Below are 18,284 nucleotides of genomic sequence, written 5' to 3' on the forward strand. Positions count from 1 at the left end.
TTATGAATATGCCCTTAGAAATATCCGACCTCCGCAAGCGCTATCAAGGCGCTTCGGTGGAGGCGGTAAAAGGTGTGAGCTTTGACGTAAAGCCTGGAGAAATTTTTGGATTACTAGGTCCCAACGGCGCCGGTAAAACCACGATTATTTCTTCGATCACGACCTTAGAAAAGCCGACCTCAGGATCCGTTAAAGTTTTTGGTGTCGAGGTCTCTAAAGACCCGATGTTCACCAAACGCCAAATTGGTGTGGTTCATCAAGAAGTCATAACGTCCGGTTTTTTTGATGTGGAAGAAATTTTAAATTTTCATTCTGGCTATTACGGACTTCGCAAGAATACCGAGCGCATCCATTTCTTACTGGAAAAACTAGCGCTTTATGATCACCGCAAAAAGAAGGTCAAACAGCTTTCCGGCGGGATGAAGCGTCGTTTGATGATCGCTAAAGCCTTGGTCCATAATCCAAAGCTTTTGCTTTTGGATGAGCCCACGGCCGGTGTGGATATTCGCTTGCGTGAAGATCTGTGGAAGTTCGTTCAAGAACTTCGCAATGACGGCGTTTCGGTTTTGCTGACCACGCATTATTTGGAAGAAGCGGAGCAGTTGTGTGATCGCGTGGGGATTATCAACTTAGGCTCGGTGGTGACCGTGGGGAATACCCGCGAAATCGTCAATCAATACACGCACAAAAAAGTGCGTATTAATCTAACGAAACCTATTGGGATTCATTCGCCATTATTAATTGAAAATGTGGGGAACGATTACGTCTTCGTGATTCCGCAAAATAAACCTTTGGGTGAATTGATTGCGGAAACCAAGATACCAACCACATTGATTCGCGACGTGCAAATTGAAGAAGGCGATCTGGAAGCCGCCTTCTTAAAACTAGTCAGCAAAAAAGCCGAAACTCAAGGAAGTGTCCTATGACTGGATTTTTAACCATCTTTCAAAGAGAGATTGCGCGCTTTTGCAAAGTGTTGGTGCAAACGATCATCACGCCCTTTGTTTCAAGCTTCTTATATCTTTTAATCTTTGGCGTGTCTTTGGGCGGACAAATGGCGCAACACCAAGGGGTGAGCTATTTGTCATTCTTGATTCCGGGTCTTATGATGATGAGTTTGATTAATAACTCATTTCAAAATTCGTCTTCTTCGATTGTCTCGTCAAAATTTTCTGGCGACTTAGAGGATTTGCGCGTGGCTCCGGTGACCGACAGAGAAATCATCTGGGCCATGAGTCTGGGGTCGGTGGTCCGCGGATCTTTAGTGGCCGTGATCACATATATCGTAGGCTCGTTATTCATGTACTATCAAGATGGCCATCTTTTAGGCATCGCCCATCCCTTAACGACGTTGTTTTTCTTGCTAGTGGCGGGACTGACGTTTGGAATGATTGGTATCAGTGTTGCGTTCTGGGCAACGACCTTTGATCAGCTTTCGGCATTTTCGGCCTTTATTTTACTACCGTTAACGTATTTGGGCGGGGTGTTTCTTTCCATTGAACACTTGCATCCCTTTTGGCAGTCGGTTTCAAAAGTAAATCCGTTATTGTATCTGATTAACGGCCTGCGCTTTGGGATCCTGGGGGTCAGCGACGTGAACGTCTGGACGGCCGGGATTATATCCCTTATCGGCTTTATCTTTTTTTACGTCCTTGCTCACATCAGTTTGAAAAAAGGATCTTTCCAGCGTTGGTAGATCAGGCTTGCGCTTTCAGGTCCCGGTAAGTTTTGCCGTGTTCAGAAGAGCACGATAAAGCGGGGCCTTTTTGTCTCTGAGACATCCGTCTTGTTCGGAAAAACCTGTAACAGTTTACGAATTTTCCGGCTAAGATTTCAGTATCCGAACAAAACACATGGAGGATTTTTGTGAAGGTACTTGTTTCAGGCCTATTCGTGAGCCTTGCCGTTTTAGGTTGCACACATTCAAATGTTCAACCCTCAACACCACCACCGCAAGGTGACGTTCATTATCTAAAACCGGGAGAGCGCCAACCCGCTCAATCTTATGAACTTTTGTGGCATCCGGCGAAGTTTGCCATGGACGTGACTAGGGAGTCTGAAGCTCAAGCCTTTAAAGGACAGATTTCCCAAGAAATGGTGTGGAAACAAGTCGTCACCGATTACACCAGCACCTGGGAAGAAAGAGACGTTGAAGTTCCCGGCATGTGTTCTCGCGTAAACTGTCCTCCGGCTACGGGCGACAGCGCTTTGTGGCAAGCTTACTTTAGCGCAACGACGAAAGAGAAAAAAGCCGATGCCTTAGCTAAAGCTATTGAAGGTATTGGTGAAGTGTCTTCAAAAGCCTTGGTAGAAAAAGGTTATTTCCGCACGAAGCCCCGCAGTTGGACCGAGTTTGAAGCCGAAATAAATCGCGCAGCGCAAGCGGGCGTGATCCGTAAAAACGTGGCAACAATGGTGACGGACAACTATCAATTAGAGAACGTGAACAAGCTGGGCTATAAAAAAGAAGCCTGTACAATGATAAAAAGCCCCTGCACGAAAGTTATTTCTCAACGCGTGGAAAAGCGCACACCGAAAAATAGAACCGTAGAAACTCGCCAAATCGTGCAAAGCATTCCGGTCGAGTTGCGCGTCAATGTCTTGGATGCAAAGCTTTTACCTTGGGAGCGTGACCAACTGTCTATCGCCGTCGATAATGATATGCGCGCTTCGCTAGACGTGAATGGATACAACCGTTATCAAATCGTAAAACAAGAGGTGGGCACGGTGGGCGCCACGCGTGTTTTAAATTTGAATCTGCAAGCAGACAGTCGTGAATTGCGTGATTTACCGGGGAACGTGATTCTTAGCGACCGTTATGAGTTGATTGGTGGTAAAGCGACCTTTACGGTCGAACTAGATCCTAAGTATTTCAACGAAATCAAAAATGATCCTAACGCGCAATTTGAAATCGAATACAACGTGAATACTTGTGAATACGGCTGGAGTGGAACTTGCGGTTTTTCTTCATGGAAAAAGATCAGTTCAACGGTTGCGGTTTTAAATCAACCTAAGATGACGGTGGTGTTAGATGTTCCGGCTAAGCACAAGTCTTATGTGGGCTATCGCATCGCTCGCCGAAACAGTGAGTTCTTTAACGCGAAGCCGACTTATGAGCGTTCGAGTGACTCTGTGAAAATGCCTAAGTTTTAATTTTTTAAAACAAAGAGCAAAAAAAAAGGACTGCACCAAGCAGTCCTTTTTTATTTGTTTTAGGCCCCGGTTAGTACGAAGTGTTTGAAGCCGAGTTGCCGTCATTAACAACGCTAAAATTTAATGACTCAAAACGTTCGCGACGATTGCGCTCATCACGCAGTCGAGATTCTTCTAACTTTTCTAGGATAGTGCGCTCTGTGCGTGCCTCCATGTCTTTACGCGCGTCGCGAAGACCGGCCGCAACCGACGCAGAATCCGTGCGCAGCTGCGCATTTGCGATTAAGCCAAAAGCCAGAACTAATGAGATAATTACGAAATTTTTCATCGAAGTGCCCCTTAAAGGCCTTTCTCATACCTAAAAGGACGCATTTTGTATCTCATGATGCGCTGCGCCTAACAATTATACAAAAGCCACTCTTTCGTGCTAAACAGTCCCTTTGCCCGACTTGATGCCCGATGGAGATTCTCATGTTCGAAAACCTGTCTGATAAAATCACGGCCAGCCTTAAAAAAGTCCGTGGTCAAAGCAAGATCACCGAATCCAATATCGAAGAAGTGATCAAAGAGATCCGTTTAAGTCTTTTAGAGGCCGACGTGAACTTCAAAGTCGTGAAATCTTTCGTGGATAAGGTCAAAGCCAAAGCCTTAGGGGCGGAAGTTTTGGCTAACGTGAATCCGGGCCAAATGTTCGTTAAAATCGTGCATGATGAACTGGTGAACGTCCTTGGCGGCGGAGCTGTGGATATTAATGTCCGTGAAAACCCCAGTGTGATTTTCATGGTGGGCTTGCAAGGGGCAGGGAAGACGACCTCTTCCGCAAAACTGGCTTTATACATTCGCCAAAAGTTGGGAAAAAAACCAGGCTTGATTCCTGCCGACATTTATCGTCCGGCGGCCGTGGATCAGTTGCAAACTTTGGGTCGCCAGAACAATATTCCGACCTTCCCGACCCAAGCGGGAATGAAGCCTGAAGAGATCTTAGAAAAAGCCAAACAATGGGCCAAGGACAACTTGGTAGAAGTCGTGATCGTGGACACTGCAGGTCGCCTGCAAATCGATGATCAGTTGATGGGAGAGTTGGGACGTCTTCGTGAAATCTGGACACCCCAAGAAATTCTTTTAGTGGCCGATGCGATGCTAGGTCAGCAGTCCGTGAACGTGGCTGAAGGCTTCCATCAGCGTTTGCAGTTAACCGGCTTAGTTCTAACTAAAGTAGACGGGGATGCGCGCGGTGGTGCGGCCTTATCTATCAGAGAAGTCACCGGCATCCCCATTAAGTTCCTTGGGGTCGGCGAAAAAGTTGCGGCCTTAGAGGTGTTCCATCCCGATCGTCTGGCAGGGCGTATCTTGGGAATGGGCGATGTGTTGTCGCTGGTGGAAAAAGCTCAAGAAGTCATCGATGAAAAGTCGGCCATGGCGTCGGCCAAAAAGATGATGAAAAATGAGTTCACCTTGGAAGACTTTTTAACTCAGATTCAACAGCTTAAAAAAATGGGTGGTTTTGAAACCATCTTGAAATTTTTACCGGGCATGGGGGATTTAAGTAAGCAGCTTAAGAATATGACTCCACCCGACAATGAAATTAAAAAAATTGAAGCCATCATTCGTTCCATGACCTTTGAAGAACGTCATAATCATAAGGTTCTTAACGCTTCGCGCCGCACCCGCATCGCCAATGGCAGTGGGACTCAGGTGCAAGACGTAAACAAGCTTATTAAGCAATTTGAGGACGCTAAGAAGATGATGAGCGGAATGATGAAGATGGGAATGGGTCGAGGCGGAATGAAGTTCCCATTTTAGCGCTTGATATTTAATACTTATCACAGTACACACTTGGTCTTACTGTTTAAAACAAGAGGTTTATAAAAATGGCAGTTGTTATTCGTTTGGCTCGTATGGGTGCTAAGCACAGTCCTAAATACCGCGTTACAGTTGCGGATTCTCGTCGTTACGTTACTGGTAAATTCCTTGAAGTTCTTGGAACTTACATTCCTTCTCCAAAAGGTAACGATAAAAAAGTTGAGTTGGATCTTGCTAAAGTTGATGCTTGGATCAAAAAAGGTGCACAACCTTCTGAGCGTGTAAAACACGTTATTAAATTGGCTCAAGCTAAGTAATTAGTGTTGGAATTCATCCGAAATTTGATAGAATTTCGGGTATTCCATAATTGGGGGTAATAATGGATAGCTTGAAAGACCTCGTTGAGTTTATGGCTAAGTCTCTAGTAGATAAGCCAGACAACGTAGAAGTAGATGAAATCCCTGGTCAGCAAACCACGCTTTTAGCTTTGAAGGTTGATAAAGAAGACCTTGGTAAAGTGATTGGTAAGCAGGGTAAGACGGCAGCAGCAATGCGCACGATTATCCGCGCGGCTGGCACGAAGCTGAACAAGCGCTACCACTTAGATATCGTTGAGTAATACTTAAAGATTAAAGTGAATTCAAAAAGGGTTGTCGTTAAGACAATCCTTTTTTTTTGGGTTTTTTATATTCTCTTCACGGGGTCTTGATTAGGCGCAGCAAAAATGAGACTGTCCGCCGGTAAGCCGGAGCTACGGTTCGGCCAAAGCCGAACGCGGCTCGAAAGCGGCTCTAAAAAGGACATATATGAAGTTAGTTGGAAAAGTTCGCGAAGCTCACGGTCTTAAAGGGGATCTTTATGTTTTAGTTTTCTCGGGTGATATCACTTGGGCCAAGCGCATGAAGACTTTCGGTTTAAAGGCCAAAGACTCTGACGAAATTAAAACTTTCACAGTTGAGCGCACAAAGCCTTTTAAAAAAGGCATCATTGTTAAAGCGGCAGAAGTTTCTGATCGCACGGCGGCTGAAGGTGTTGAACACTTAGAGTTCTTTGTTGATGAAGAGCTTTTAGTTTCAAAACCAGGTGAGACTATCTATCTTTCTGAGATCAAAAACTTCAAACTTAAAGATCCGGAACAAACTGTCCTGGGGGAAATCGTTGGATTTTCTTCGAATGGTGTTCAAGATCTTTTGGTTGTTGATGATGGCAGCAAAAAAGTTGAAGTGCCATTCGTAGACGCATTCATCAAGAAAATCGATTTCAAACACCAAGCGGTGGTGATGGATTTGCCTGAAGGATTGTTCGATCTAGAGAACGCTTAATGTTGAAGGTTGATGTCGTCACACTTTTCCCAGAGATGATCGAGGGCGCCGTTTCTCACGGCGTTTTAGGTCAAGCTCTGAAAGGAAATCTGCTGACGGTCAAAGCGCACACTCCGCGCACGCAGGCGAACGACAAACATCGCACCGTCGATGACCGACCTTTCGGCGGCGGTGACGGTATGATCATGTTGCCAGAGACTTTAGAAAAGACTCTTTCTGGATTGAAACATAATACTTCAAAGATCATTTATCTTTCTCCGCAAGGAGAAACCCTCACGGATAATAAAGCCCGAACCTTAGCAAATGAAAAACATCTGATTCTGATCTGCGGCCGTTACGGAGGCATTGATCAGCGCGTGATTAACTCTTATGTCGATGAAGAGATCTCGATCGGGGACTATGTCCTTAGTGGCGGAGAGTTGGGAGCCTTGGTTGTTATTGATGCTTTGGCGCGATTCATCCCGGGGGTTTTAGGACATCAGGATTCGGCAAATAAAGACAGCTTTGCAGATGGATTATTAGAAGAGCCGCACTTCACCAGACCTCGTCAGTATCTGGATCAAGATGTGCCGGAAGTTTTGTTAAGCGGAAATCACAAGCTGATTGCGGAATGGAAAAAGAAAGTGGCGGCTCTTGTGACTTTAAAAAAACGCCCCGATTTATTCACAAATTATTTAGATCAAGAGCGTGAAGTCGTCAGAAATTTAAAAAAGAAAAAGAAGTCAGACCCGCTTAAAGATTTGCAGGATTTTTTTAAAAATCTATCCGTGGCCGATCGAAAGGTGTTGGGCTTAGACGATATCACCGAGGAAGATTTCAATGTCTGAACATGTTTACGTTCCCCGCATGGCGGTGGGACTTGTTCATTATCCCGTGCGCGATCGCATGCAAAAAACCGTATCGACGAATATCACGAATTTCGATATTCACGACATCGCTAGGGCTTGTCAGGTTTATGGAGTGGAAAAATATTACATCATTCATCCCATGCAAGAGCAGTTGATGTTCGTGGAACGCGTGCTTGATCATTGGAGAGTGGGACAGGGCTCGAAGTTCAATCCCATGCGGAAAACGGCTTTAGGATCGGTCAGAACTGCTTCTAGCGTGGAGGCGGCGATGGCGGATTGGAACCAGCCCGACGGAATCACCATTGCGACCACGGCTCGGGTCGAATGGGCGAAAAGAAAGTACCAATTTAGCGAGTTGCGTCACGAAATGCATGTGGAAAAGAAGCCCGTTTTTATGTTATTTGGTACTGGATTCGGTATGACAAAGGAGCTGATAGGCTCTTGTAGTGGGGTTTTGGAGAGTATCCGGGGTGCTCCGCCGCAAGATTACCGCCATCTTTCTGTAAGATCGGCAGTAAGTATCTGTCTTGACCGCGTTATGGGTCCATGGTAGACCCTTATTTCTCTTTTTTAATTTTGACTGCCAGAAGGATTGTGCAATGGCTAAAACTACAGCTAAAACAGCTACTAAAGAAACTAACATCGTTCGTCGTGTCAGCGTTAAAGCTGCTAACAAAAATATCCAAGCATTCAGCTCTGGTGATACAGTAAACGTATTCGTTAAAGTTAAAGAAGGCGAAAAAGAACGCGTTCAGCTTTACAAAGGTATCGTAACTAAGATCCAAGGATCTGGCGCTCAAAAAACTTTCACAGTTCGCAAAATCTCTGCGGGTGTGGGCGTTGAAAGAACTTTCCCGTTTGCGTCTCCCGCTTTGGATAAAGTGGAACTAGTAAACATCGGTAAAGTACGTCGTTCAAAACTTTACTACCTTCGTGCTCTTGAAGGTAAAGCAGCGAAAATCGAATCTGAGCTTGTGACTTCATCTAAAGCCGAGTAGTCGATCGCTCTTTAATAAGAGTTTAAAATTCGAAAACCACCAAAGACCTAATGCGAAAGTATTAGGTCTTTTTTTTGGGCCATCAGGGCCTTTTTGTGTTTTGGCTTCGACGCTGTGGTTTGATCTTTGACCGTGTTCGGTTCCGAGGTTAGGGTTTTGTTGAAATTATGGCGAAGAAAAAAGTGACTAAGAAAAAACTAGTTCTGGATTTACCCGATGTGGCTTGGAGAGAATTTTCTCCATTTCCCGTTATTGGCGTGGATGAAGTGGGGCGAGGTTGCTTGGCGGGGCCCGTTTACGCCGCGGCCGTGATTTTAAAATCCGAAGTCGGCATTGAACACTTTACGGATTCAAAGTTGATATCCGAAATTCGTCGTGAAGAACTCGCGTCCTTGATTTTAGCAGAGCACATTGTTGGTATCGGAAGTGCAACGGTTGAGGAGATTGATGAGATCAATATCCTGAATGCTTCGTTGTTAGCGATGAAACGCGCGGTCGAGCAATTGAAAGTGAAATCAGGACATGTCGTTGTCGACGGAAATAAAAAAATTCCGAATCTTAAAGGTTATGAGCAAACGACAGTGATCAAAGGGGACTTGCGAGTAGCGCCAATTTCGGCGGCCTCTATTGTCGCTAAAGTCACCCGTGATCGATTGATGAAAGAACTCGGCGCGAAGTATCCAAAGTATGGTTTTGAAGAACACAAAGGTTACTCCACGCCCATTCACAAAGAACGTATCGTCCTTCACGGGCCGTGCTTGCACCACCGACGCAGTTTTGCCGGGGTCAAAGAACACCTCGCCTTCCTTAACATCTAATTCGACGTATTGGGCTCACGATCGGGGGCTACAATCAGAAAAATACGTCATCGAATTTTATCAAAAACAAGGTTATGCGCTTTTAGCGCAACGAATGAAGACCCCTTTTGCAGAAGTCGATCTGCTTTTTAGAACACCTGAAAATCATGTGCTTATGGTGGAAGTTAAAACCGCGAACATCGAAGACTTTCAGGCTCATCGAATCACCTTGCGACAAAAAAAGAGACTGATGCGGGCCCTGCTGTTTTTAGCTGAAAAACTAGAAAGTTTGGTCGAAGTTCACTGGGCCTTCGTCACGAAAGAAGGCGGAGTGACCATCATTGAGAACGTGAGTGGTTGACGAAGGGGAGGCCCTATAAGCGACACTTAAAAGATGAAAATCCTCGTCATCACTCTTGTTCTTTTGGTGCAAACTTCCGTGTGTTCGGCCGCGGATTTAAAATCCTTTCTTAAAACTTGTGCTTGGGGAACCTTAGGTGGAGCGGCGGCCGGAATGGTGAGTATGGCTTTCAGTGATAAGCCTGGGGATTCTTGGAATAACGTCGCTAAAGGGGCTTCGCTAGGTTTATATGCCGGAATTGGTTACGGAGTTTACCAAGCCAACAAAAATCCTGAGCCGGTGCCTGCTTATTCTGTAATGCCGCAGTTTTCTAAAAAAGGCCAAGTAGAGGGCCTGCAAATGACTAGCACGGTTTACGAGTTTTGAGTCGGCGACGGTAAGCCGGAGCGACGGTTCGGCCGTGGCCGAACGCGGCTCTAAAATCCATATAAATCCAGGGTGCTGGATGGAAGTGGTGGCTTCGGCGATCCGTCGAAGTTGAAATCAAATGAAACGAAATAGCGTGTATCACCGCCAGTGACCTTGTCCGTCGCAAGATTGATGATCCAACAATCTCCGGGGGGTTTTAACTGTAAGATCGCTGCCCAAGACTTGACTTGGTATTCATTCGTGCTGGCATCCTTAGGATTTGCATCATAAGTGATTTTACCCATGGCATTTAAATACCTAGAAATAAATCCGGCAGAGAAGGTGTAGTCTTCTTGCCGTTTGCTGACGTCGACTTCTTGGCCGGGAGTGATAGGGTATTGTAATGACAGCTGTCCTTCTAAGAATTGACCTTTGTCATTTAAAACACGCGCACGGGATGAGGTGTTGGTCACATTTTGGTAAGGGTAGTAGTTCGCGATCGTGTAAGTTTGAAAATAGTCTAAGCGCACATCCAAAATCGCTGTTAAGTCCGACCACTGTTGCGAAGCGCCGGCACCGGTAGCCCCGCCCTCGTTATAGCTTTGTGCTAACTTTAAATAACCGATTTGACGATATTCGGGACGATCCATCACCCAGCGTTTTTCAGTCAGTTTGTTTGTCACTGCAAAAGTCACAAGATTGCGATCATAAACGCGATCGGTATAGTCAAATTGCAGGCCATAATCACTGGCAATATCTAAATCAGAGACATTGTCGCGCGAAGAAAAGGGCGCATTAGCCATGTCGCCTGTTCCGAAAAATGGATGTTGATCTTGAGACAACCAAGGAAGGCGCGTGTAAGTAATTTCGGGGATGATTTCATGCTTATAGCGTGTGGCCTTTGAGCTTAAGGCATCGCCAAAGACACGACTGATTTTAGAACGCGCCGTGAGTTCGGTACGCAGATAGCGCCGTGCTAAGTAGGGTTGATCAGGAATGTTGAAGCTATAGTGAGTTTCTCGGTAAGCAAGTTTAGGGACAAAGTCGACCGTGTTTCCAAGTTGGAATGGATAGGCCAAAGTAGGTCGCAAATCTAAACGCTGACCGGTGCGGATTTGATCGATGTCCGGATCGTATTTGCCATCATACTGGCGTACACAGCCCGGAGTGTCCTCCCACAGCGGGGCCGCGCAAGAGTTCGTCGGAAATTTATAGTTCGTGCCATTTTGGTTTAGCGCCGTCATATCATCATAGGCATTTCCGGCACGGGCAAAGTTCACTAAATCGACATCTAAAGCATAGACGAAATTCGTATCACGAAAACTTTTTTGTGCTTGAGAAAAACGCAGTTCTGGCAGGCGGTGAACGGCATCGTCATTGTAAGCCAAAGGATCGGCATGGAGTAAGTTTACGTAATAAGACGAATCCACGGAGTAATGCTGGGTTTCGGTGTTTTTTGTGTAAGAGACACGATTTTCCATCGCCGAGTCACCATGGTTTAAGGTCTCTAGCGGAAAATCTTTGGGGTATTGTAAATCGCTAGCAAGATTCACTTGGGCGCGATGAACGCCGCCATCTGGCATTTCTTGATAGTGTTCGTATTTTAAAAACCAACGATCTAGCGAGGTGTTTTTTTCTTGAGTCGTGCGGTATTTATTAAATCGGGAATCTGATGAAATCGCTTTGTCTTTCAAAGAGGCTGCGTTCAATGTTCCATAAGAGGACTCCGTCAGAACGTAGCGATATTCAAGAAGCCCTTTAAGACCCCGCTTTTGATATTCTTTTAATTCAATGGTCGCATCGCTGCTTTCAGAGATCGCCCAGAAGTACGGAATCCCGATAGAAAAACCGCTCGCATCAGAAACCTCAAAGATCGGAGTTAAAACCCCTGATTGACGATCACTTTTTAAAGGCACCACTAAGTAGGGGAACCAAAAGACCGGCACATTACCTAAACGCAAAATTGCATTTTTAATATAGGCATACCCGCCAAGTTCGGCGCGAACGGTAGAACCCGTAAAACTCCACGTAGCGGGGCAGTTGGTGCAGGTCGTGTAATCAGCCGAAGTGACCACGTAATCGGAATCACCGGTTTTTTGTAAAACGGAACCCGCAAAAAGAACGGACCCGGATTGCACGTAGCCGTCATAAATGATTCCCGTGTTGTTGTCATAGTCCAAGTGAACTTGGCGGCCGACGATGGTGTTTTTGGCATCCATGATTTCGACGTTTCCATAAAGTTGTACTTGGCGAGAGCGTAAAGAAACTTGGGCACGATCAGCGCGAATATGCTGCCCCTGGAAAACGATCTGGACGTTGCCTTCAAGTTCGGCTGTCTGACGTTCGTTATCGCGATACATGCTGTCGGCGTTGATCAAGATTCCATGAATACGCGCGGTGGGCTCTGCCGCGAAAGCAGAAGAAAAGCCCAGGAAGGCGGCTATAAATGAATACAAGATGATCAATCCGTGATGCACGAAAAATATTGTAAGAAGGCTCAGGTCGTTTGTCGAGGCAGAATCGGGAGAAGTGTTTCCTAGCCTCTTTTTGGACTCGAAGGGTCATAAAAGCTCTCCGAAGAGTTTAACGCATAGATTATCTAAATGAGGGTCTTCATGAATATTAAACTCGTGCTCGACGGCGACATTGCAGTTGTTTCATTGAGCGGTCGTATTGAAATTGAAAAAACACAGTCTTTCAAGAAAGCTTGTTTGCAAAAGTTTTCTGACAAAAAAGTGGTTTTTTGTCTTAAAAATTTGAACTTCGTGGGATCGTCAGGAATTCAAAACTTCTTTGGTGTGTTGAATGATCTTCACGGAAATAAAAAAATGGCCGTGAAAATCTCAGGTTTAAGCCCGGACTTTCAGCGCCTTTTCCAATTTTCAGAATGTGGACATTTGGAGCTGCACGACAGTATCGAAAACGCTTTGCAGTCTTTTTAAGGCCAGCAGGTGCGAGTCGCGCAGCTGCCGTAGCTACGCTTTACGCAATTCATTAAGCTTTTGGCTCAATTCTAAGTTAAGTCGCTCCAGCGCTGCTGCGGCGACTTTTAGTTTTTCGTGCTCTTCATTTTTGGCCGACCACATATAGCGCAAACTTTCCAACTGTTCTTGCAGCTGGAAGTTGTCGCGCTCTAGTTTTTGAATGCGTTCTTGGTCTTCCACCACGCGAACTTGTAGATCTGCATGTTCCACGCCCAATTTCTGGTTTTGGCGGGTCAATTCACCCATGCGATCAGATTGCTTGGCGAGATCTTTTTCTAAGCGAGCTTTCAAGTCCTCTTTGCTGCGGCGAAGAGTGACGATCTCGTTTTCAAGAGTGTCTTGGCGCTCTAAAGCGGTGTGCAGCTTTAAAGATTTAAGCTCAAGATCTTCTTGAACTGTCTGAAGCTGGGTCAGCTGTTTCGTTAAAGTTTCGATCTGTGATTCATAGTATTGAACCATCTCTTGAGCTTTTTTCTCTGACGCTTCGACTTGATAGCGAGAGTTTTTAGAGACTTCAATGATTTGATGGCGTAAATCGCGCAACAAAGCTTCGCGAGCTTCCGTTTGGCTTTCAAGTTGCTGAACTTTAAGTTCTTGGGTGCGAGAGTATTCTTTAAGTTCAGAAATATAAGGTTTTACTTGGGTCTTGATGCGTTCATGGTATTTCACGTGACGAGTCAGTTCGCTGGTCATCGTCTTCACTTTTTCGTTTAAGACGCGAGCCTTTTCAGCGTGAATTTCTTTTTCTTTTTCTAACTGATCCACCTTTTGTTTCCAGATCGCATCTTTTTCTTTCCAGATAAGAATTTGATCGGTCACAGAAGATTGCGAAAGACGGGCTTTATTAGTCTCGTCAGAAAGTTTTTGATTTTCCAGTTCTAAAATCGAAAGACGACGCAGAGATACTTTCAAGCGCGCCATAAGGTCTTCATTTTGGGAAATCAGGTTTTCCACGGTGCTAGATTTAAGAATGTCTTTGGGCAGATGACTTAAATCTTGCGATCGGGGAAGTTCATCCGGCAAAGGAATTTGACCTACTGACTGATCAGCAGTTTCAAAGTCTAAGTGTGATAATCGTGCCTGGTGGAAAGAATCGGTTTCCATAGCCCTCCTCCATGAAGTCTAGGTCGCCCTAGACTTTATAATCTCAAGATGAAACGACCCCGTCAAACCTTGGTCTGTAAGACTGGACCTATGTCTGCTTAAGACTTAGGGCGATCTGCCCGAAAAGAGAGTCATGGCAGTTCCAGCATTGAAAGACGGGAAGTCTGAACAAATCTTTGATATGAAAATCGACAGCTCTGATTTAGGGCGGCCGGATTCATTGCGCTATAATATTCTCACGTGGGTTTTAGATGAGCGCTATGATCGCGCCATCGAAGAGTTGAAAGACTTTCTTGAGAAGCCCTCGGACTATCCTAATTTTAAACCTCGAATCACGCGTTTTGTGAATCATTCCATTGATCTGATCTATGCAATTAAGGCAAAGCGTTCATTTCCCGGGATCAACTCTTTAACTCGAGCTAAGCAGCAAGAACTTCGCGAAAAGTTCAAAGAGCACTTTAGGGAGTTAGAGTATGTGCTTAAAACTGTTGAGAAAATTCACGGAGATTTGCGAGTTCAAGACGTGCGTTCAACTATCTATGTAGTACGCGCTTTATGGATTGCAACGGTGTCTTTGATTGTTTTGGCGTTTGGACTGGAAATCGTCCACGGCTTAGCAAAGACCACGGTTGTGGTCTTTGATGATTCTTTCGGACACTTCGCCAACTGGCTCGCCGAAGTCATTGGGTTTTGAGCGAGCCGCTTTCGGCTCTCGCCGAAACGAAGCTCCGGATTGCCGAGCCGCGTTCGGCCGGGGCCGAACCGTCGCTCCGGACTACCGTCCTCTATTTTTTCAAACTCTGATAAGCGGCTTCAAGAACCGGAACTAAGTGTCCGCCTTCAAGAAGCTTATTGTTAACGAAGATCGTCGGTGTGCCGCGGATCTGAGCGGTAGCACCTTCTTTGGCCATCTTGCGAATTGATTCTTGCATTGCGGGATCTTGAACGCATTTTTTTAGTTCATCCAAGTTCAAACCCAGCTTTTCAGAAGCCGCTTGAAGATTTTGATCTAAGTTGGGAGTGCGTAACACGGTTTCTTGGGTATCAAAGAAGAAGTCATGGGTTTCCCAGCCTTTTTTAGACTGCTGTTCAGCACACATAACTGCGGCCGCGATGCCACAAGAAATGCCGTCGCCCCCTTGGATGGCTTGGTTGCACGTGCCATCCAAAGGGAAAGGTTTAAATTGCAAGCGCACATCGGGGCGGCTTTTTGTGAATGCATGAAGGCCAGGGGCTGCGTGCTTACAATGCGGGCAACGGAAGTCCGCAAATTCCACGATTGTCATCACAGGTTCGCCGGTTCCTTTTTGTAAAATAAGGCCGGCTGCAGGATCAAAAGTTTGCACGGTCGCGACATTCCAATAAGCGATTTTTTCTTCGCTGATTTTAGCAATCTTAGAATAGCCATGACTTTCTAGAAACATAATATTTCCTAAGAACGCAATCACTGGAATCGCTATGGCAAAACCAAGAACCCAGCGTTCTGTGACGAAGATGTCTTTAAAGTCATTCATTAGATTTGAAACTGAAACCTCATAAGCTCCTAAAAGAACGCAAATAAAGGTGATCAATGAAAGGACATAGCTGGTAATGCAGAAGATACAAAGGTTCGCCATTTGTGTGGAGATGAGGCCCATCACGATAGATGCGATCAGCGTGATTCCTGAAAGCATCAAGGTATAGCGAGAGGCTTTTTCTTTGTCCTGGACCAGGTTAAAGCGAGTCACTAAGAGGAAATACAGAAGGACTAAGTTTGTTGCCAATCCCCAAAGAGCCATCGGAATGCCGAAAAGGGCCGAAAAGCTGCTGGCAGCAACAGCATCACAGTTCATGACATCGTTGATGTTACACATGGAGCCTTCCGTGGGGGCTCCAAACTTCAGTTCATAGTAGTGAGTGCTTAGATATCCGAAAACACCCAGCGCTAAAAGAGTCGAAATAAGGGCGACAAGTAAAAAGCTATTTTTCGCATTGTTTTTCATGCCCCCATTGAATCGTAGTTTACTGCTTGAAATCAATCAAAATTATGTGAAAGTAAATATTAACTGATCAAGGAAGATACAGCATTGAACGACCTGCAAAAATGGATTCGCATCCGCAAAGATCTCTATCTGCAAATGGAACGACAGGTGAGGCATCGTCTAGGCGAAGATACACCAGAATTGATGCACTATCGCAAAGCCTATACGCGCGAGTTCTCAAAAAAATGGCAGGTCTCTAGTAAAGAAGCTCTGTGGGAGCAGGTCGATCGATCCAGCGTTATCATGATCGGGGATTTTCACGCTCTTCATCAATCACAAAAAGCTCAATTGAGAATACTTCGGCACATTGCTCCTCGTCGCAAAGTGATTTTGGCGGTCGAGTTTTTTGAGGCCGCGGATCAAGATAAGGTGCATAAGTATCTTGCCGGACAAATGAGCGAAAAGGACTTCTTAAAGGCCATTGATTGGAAAAACGACTGGGGATTTCCATGGGAGCATTATCGTCCTCTTTTACGTTGGGCCCAAAAGCACAAGGCTCCGGTTTATGGCCTTAATAAGAGCTATAAAAAGAAAAGTGCATCGACTTTGCATTCGCGTGACGTCTTTGCTGGAAAAATAATCACCCAGTTGGTGGAACAAAATCCCGAGCATCTTGTTGTTGTGATTTATGGTGATCTGCATCTGGCTTCATCACATATTCCGCAAGAAATGGAAAAAGGCCTAGGTAAGGCTTTCTCTAAACGTATTTTGCGCGTCTTTCAAAATTCAGAACCCATTTACTTTCAGCTTTTGCAAAAAGAGCTTGAAGGTACGACCGACTTGGTTCGTCTTTCGCAAAATGTTTTTTGTCTGATGAGTGTCCCGCCCTGGGTGAAGTGGCAGAATTATTTAATGTACCTAGAGCAAGCCTATGATTTGGATCTGGCCGAAGATGACGACGATGAGGATGACGAAGTTTTAGATTACACCGATCATGTCGGTCGCTATGTGAAAATCATGGCTGAAGAGTTGGGCGTGGATGTGTCCTTATCCGATCTTTCCGTTTACACCGCGCGGGATACCGCCTTTTGGTCGCAGGTGCGTGAAAATTACGACGCCAAAAAAATCAAATGGATTGAATCCATGATTAGTGAAGAGATGTCTTTTTATTTGCCCGAAATACGTGCGGCTTATCTCGCCCGGGCAACGGTCAATCATGCGGCCTCTTTAGCGATGCAATATGTGCGGGCTTCGTTAAGTTCGGCTAAAAGGCTTCAGGGGGATATGCCGAAGGATTTTTTAAGTCTGATATGGTTAGAAGGTATGGCGTATTTCGGCTCTAAGATGATCAACCACAAGCGTAAAACAGACACGTTGGCAGACATCAAAGCAAGTCTTGCCTCGCGAACGCCGGTGGACTTAGGGAAAGAGGCTTTGCAGTTGGCGTTGACGCAGAAAATGCACGAGCTGATGGTGATCACCGGTGTTTCTCGACACAAGATGCAGGCAAGGCCCAGGAAAAAAGAATCCTATCTGATGGCCGCGACATTATTGGGGGGAATGATCGGCGAGAGGCTGTACAGTGGGTATCGTAAAAAGCAGATCTCTGAAATGACCGTGCGCAAATTCTTAAGTAAGTCCGTTGAAGATGAAAGCTTCAATATTGCATACTATGATCTTATGGAAGTGGTTGAATCTTTACCCGCACCTTTTCACAGTAAAAAGGAAAAGTTATGAAATTCAATTCTTGGTATTACAATCGCAACCTGAAGCCTCAGGGGCCGATTTCTACACCCGAGATGAGGGAGAAAATCCGAAGTGGGGAGATTGGGCCTCATGACTTGGTTTGTGCTCAAGAAGACGGGCGCTGGATGGCGGCGATAGAATGGGGAGTTTTTGAACAGCCCCTTTTTCCTGCAGCTCAAGAATTTATTCTAGGTAGGGATATCGTACCCGACGCTAAAGAGTGGGTTTTATTAGTTCATGATGTCGATAAACGACTTTTGCAGGAAGGACCCTTTTCCATTGCCGAGTTGCGGTCGGGATTGCAGCTGAATAAAATTCGCCCTGACCAATTTGTGTGGAAGGCGGGCTTAACGGGATGGAGCCGCATTGCGGATCGACCTGAATTCAAAGAGGCTATTAATTAGGTGAATTTAGTTCAAGGATTCCTTAAGGTCTTTGCCGGGCTTAAAGCGGGGCACATAGGACTTAGGGATTTTCACCGCTTCACCTGTTTTAGGATTGCGACCTTGGCGAGGTTTTCTAACGCTTTTTGAAAATGTGCCGAACCCCACAAGCTTTACCTCGTCGCCTTTTTTAAGAGTGTCTTGAATGACTTTCAAGGTGGCGTCGAGGATGAGTTCAGATTGAGTCTTTGTGGTTTTTGTTTTTTCAGCGACAAGTTCTACTAGTTGAGCTTTGTTCATTTGCACAAGATCCTTCAAAGAGAAATCAAACTAATTTCGCCCCAAAAAATGGTCAAGTTAAAAGGGTGTGCAAATCTGCAAGCCAGTCCTTAGAAGCGTTGCGGCCTTTATAAAATCCCCCTAGACTTTCGTAAAGTTCTCTGTGTTTCAGGATGAGACAGTCTCAATATCTATCG

The 18,284-nt window shown here is 45.4% G+C and carries 22 protein-coding genes; 17 read left to right on the forward strand and 5 right to left on the reverse strand.

Annotated features, from left to right (window positions below; all coding sequences use genetic code 11):
* Window positions 1-2: 2 nt before the first annotated feature.
* The 3 genes from AZI86_RS13445 (at window position 3) to AZI86_RS13455 (ending at window position 3,153) form a co-directional block, all read left to right on the forward strand.
* Window positions 3-926 carry an ABC transporter ATP-binding protein gene (locus AZI86_RS13445; RefSeq protein WP_061835715.1) on the forward strand — a complete coding sequence of 308 codons (924 nt, stop codon included), beginning with the start codon at window positions 3-5 and terminating at the stop codon, window positions 924-926.
* A complete protein-coding gene (locus AZI86_RS13450; RefSeq protein ID WP_061835716.1) occupies window positions 923-1,696 on the forward strand; it encodes an ABC transporter permease in 774 nt (257 codons plus the stop codon). Before AZI86_RS13445 ends, AZI86_RS13450 begins: the two co-directional genes overlap by 4 nt.
* A gap of 170 nt (window positions 1,697-1,866) precedes the next feature.
* Complete coding sequence (locus tag AZI86_RS13455; protein WP_061835717.1) at window positions 1,867-3,153, forward strand: hypothetical protein; 1,287 nt, start codon at window positions 1,867-1,869, stop codon at window positions 3,151-3,153.
* A 70-nt stretch (window positions 3,154-3,223) separates the two neighbouring features.
* Here AZI86_RS13455 and AZI86_RS13460 read toward each other — a convergent pair whose 3' ends face one another.
* A complete protein-coding gene (locus AZI86_RS13460; protein WP_061835718.1) occupies window positions 3,224-3,481 on the reverse strand; it encodes a hypothetical protein in 258 nt (85 codons plus the stop codon).
* Between the two features lie 143 nt (window positions 3,482-3,624).
* Here AZI86_RS13460 and ffh point away from each other — a divergent pair, with 143 nt between their 5' ends.
* The 10 genes from ffh to AZI86_RS13510 all read left to right on the forward strand — a co-directional run bounded on the left by ffh (window position 3,625) and on the right by AZI86_RS13510 (window position 9,648).
* Window positions 3,625-4,956: a signal recognition particle protein gene (gene ffh, locus AZI86_RS13465; RefSeq protein ID WP_061835719.1), complete on the forward strand. Its 1,332-nt coding sequence runs from the start codon at window positions 3,625-3,627 to the stop codon at window positions 4,954-4,956.
* Between the two features lie 68 nt (window positions 4,957-5,024).
* Window positions 5,025-5,273: a 30S ribosomal protein S16 gene (gene rpsP / locus AZI86_RS13470; RefSeq protein WP_061835720.1), complete on the forward strand. Its 249-nt coding sequence runs from the start codon at window positions 5,025-5,027 to the stop codon at window positions 5,271-5,273.
* A 62-nt stretch (window positions 5,274-5,335) separates the two neighbouring features.
* Window positions 5,336-5,575: a KH domain-containing protein gene (locus tag AZI86_RS13475; protein WP_061835721.1), complete on the forward strand. Its 240-nt coding sequence runs from the start codon at window positions 5,336-5,338 to the stop codon at window positions 5,573-5,575.
* 187 nt (window positions 5,576-5,762) lie between these two features.
* On the forward strand, window positions 5,763-6,278 hold the full coding sequence (gene rimM, locus AZI86_RS13480; RefSeq protein ID WP_061835722.1) for a ribosome maturation factor RimM: 516 nt from the start codon (window positions 5,763-5,765) through the stop codon (window positions 6,276-6,278).
* Complete coding sequence (gene trmD / locus AZI86_RS13485; protein ID WP_061835723.1) at window positions 6,278-7,105, forward strand: tRNA (guanosine(37)-N1)-methyltransferase TrmD; 828 nt, start codon at window positions 6,278-6,280, stop codon at window positions 7,103-7,105. The genes rimM and trmD overlap by 1 nt, the downstream gene beginning before the upstream one ends.
* On the forward strand, window positions 7,098-7,679 hold the full coding sequence (locus tag AZI86_RS13490) for an RNA methyltransferase (RefSeq protein WP_061835724.1): 582 nt from the start codon (window positions 7,098-7,100) through the stop codon (window positions 7,677-7,679). Before trmD ends, AZI86_RS13490 begins: the two co-directional genes overlap by 8 nt.
* Before the next feature lie 46 nt (window positions 7,680-7,725).
* Window positions 7,726-8,124, forward strand: coding sequence for a 50S ribosomal protein L19 (gene rplS, locus AZI86_RS13495; protein ID WP_253715946.1), 399 nt, complete (start codon window positions 7,726-7,728; stop codon window positions 8,122-8,124).
* A 167-nt stretch (window positions 8,125-8,291) separates the two neighbouring features.
* Complete coding sequence (locus tag AZI86_RS13500; protein WP_081111934.1) at window positions 8,292-8,942, forward strand: ribonuclease HII; 651 nt, start codon at window positions 8,292-8,294, stop codon at window positions 8,940-8,942.
* 49 nt (window positions 8,943-8,991) lie between these two features.
* Window positions 8,992-9,282 (forward strand): YraN family protein, encoded by a 291-nt coding sequence (locus AZI86_RS19330; RefSeq protein WP_301335749.1) that lies wholly within the window; start codon window positions 8,992-8,994, stop codon window positions 9,280-9,282.
* Between the two features lie 33 nt (window positions 9,283-9,315).
* Window positions 9,316-9,648, forward strand: a complete 333-nt coding sequence (locus AZI86_RS13510; protein WP_061835726.1) for a hypothetical protein — start codon at window positions 9,316-9,318, stop codon at window positions 9,646-9,648.
* Between the two features lie 50 nt (window positions 9,649-9,698).
* Here AZI86_RS13510 and AZI86_RS13515 read toward each other — a convergent pair whose 3' ends face one another.
* On the reverse strand, window positions 9,699-12,107 hold the full coding sequence (locus AZI86_RS13515; RefSeq protein ID WP_061835727.1) for an LPS-assembly protein LptD: 2,409 nt from the start codon (window positions 12,105-12,107) through the stop codon (window positions 9,699-9,701).
* A gap of 138 nt (window positions 12,108-12,245) precedes the next feature.
* Here AZI86_RS13515 and AZI86_RS13520 point away from each other — a divergent pair, with 138 nt between their 5' ends.
* The gene (locus AZI86_RS13520) at window positions 12,246-12,572 is read left to right on the forward strand and encodes an STAS domain-containing protein (protein WP_061835728.1); all 327 of its coding nucleotides are present in this window, start codon (window positions 12,246-12,248) and stop codon (window positions 12,570-12,572) included.
* Window positions 12,573-12,605: 33 nt separating this feature from the next.
* Here the strand turns inward: AZI86_RS13520 and AZI86_RS13525 are convergent, their stop codons facing one another.
* Complete coding sequence (locus AZI86_RS13525) at window positions 12,606-13,718, reverse strand: hypothetical protein (RefSeq protein ID WP_061835729.1); 1,113 nt, start codon at window positions 13,716-13,718, stop codon at window positions 12,606-12,608.
* 133 nt (window positions 13,719-13,851) lie between these two features.
* Between AZI86_RS13525 and AZI86_RS13530 the strand changes: the two genes are divergently transcribed.
* Complete coding sequence (locus AZI86_RS13530) at window positions 13,852-14,412, forward strand: hypothetical protein (RefSeq protein ID WP_061835730.1); 561 nt, start codon at window positions 13,852-13,854, stop codon at window positions 14,410-14,412.
* Window positions 14,413-14,503: 91 nt separating this feature from the next.
* Here the strand turns inward: AZI86_RS13530 and AZI86_RS13535 are convergent, their stop codons facing one another.
* Window positions 14,504-15,700 carry a DsbA family protein gene (locus AZI86_RS13535; protein ID WP_061835731.1) on the reverse strand — a complete coding sequence of 399 codons (1,197 nt, stop codon included), beginning with the start codon at window positions 15,698-15,700 and terminating at the stop codon, window positions 14,504-14,506.
* Between the two features lie 84 nt (window positions 15,701-15,784).
* Between AZI86_RS13535 and AZI86_RS13540 the strand changes: the two genes are divergently transcribed.
* Window positions 15,785-17,416 carry a ChaN family lipoprotein gene (locus AZI86_RS13540; RefSeq protein ID WP_253715948.1) on the forward strand — a complete coding sequence of 544 codons (1,632 nt, stop codon included), beginning with the start codon at window positions 15,785-15,787 and terminating at the stop codon, window positions 17,414-17,416.
* The gene (locus AZI86_RS13545; protein WP_061835732.1) at window positions 17,413-17,829 is read left to right on the forward strand and encodes a DUF4339 domain-containing protein; all 417 of its coding nucleotides are present in this window, start codon (window positions 17,413-17,415) and stop codon (window positions 17,827-17,829) included. The genes AZI86_RS13540 and AZI86_RS13545 overlap by 4 nt, the downstream gene beginning before the upstream one ends.
* Window positions 17,830-17,835: 6 nt before the next feature.
* Here AZI86_RS13545 and AZI86_RS13550 read toward each other — a convergent pair whose 3' ends face one another.
* Window positions 17,836-18,108 carry an HU family DNA-binding protein gene (locus tag AZI86_RS13550; protein ID WP_061835733.1) on the reverse strand — a complete coding sequence of 91 codons (273 nt, stop codon included), beginning with the start codon at window positions 18,106-18,108 and terminating at the stop codon, window positions 17,836-17,838.
* Window positions 18,109-18,284: the final 176 nt, after the last annotated feature.

Source organism: Bdellovibrio bacteriovorus (genome assembly GCF_001592735.1).
GTDB classification, from domain to species: Bacteria; Bdellovibrionota; Bdellovibrionia; order Bdellovibrionales; family Bdellovibrionaceae; genus Bdellovibrio; species Bdellovibrio bacteriovorus_D.